Here is a 255-nt window from a genome sequence, read left to right as displayed (position 1 = left end):
CTTGACCAGGTCAGGAAGCGTGGACTTACGTTTGGCTTGGACCGTTGTCACTGGGACAAAGGCCCGCGGTGAAATCCCTTCAATGCTCATCATGCGCATTCGTTTAGCCACAGTCTTACGGTTAAGCGCAATGTGGTAGCGCTCGGTAAGTTCTGCGGTGATCCGCGGAGCACCGTAAACCTGATCGGAGTCCGACCAAATCTGATGAATCTTGCGGTCAACATCGTCGTAGAATGCTGCGCGATCATCGTCGCC

1 protein-coding gene is annotated in these 255 nt (G+C 54.1%); it reads right to left on the bottom strand.

Annotated features, from left to right (window positions below):
- Positions 1–255: IS3 family transposase (locus QP934_RS11590; RefSeq protein WP_419127603.1), on the bottom strand; the 255-nt coding region annotated here is incomplete at both ends.

It is taken from the genome of Corynebacterium sp. MSK122 (genome assembly GCF_030229435.2).
Taxonomy (GTDB): domain Bacteria; phylum Actinomycetota; class Actinomycetes; order Mycobacteriales; family Mycobacteriaceae; genus Corynebacterium; species Corynebacterium marquesiae.
The sequence above is the reverse complement of the archived record's forward strand: the minus strand, read 5'-3'. Positions and strand labels throughout refer to the sequence as shown.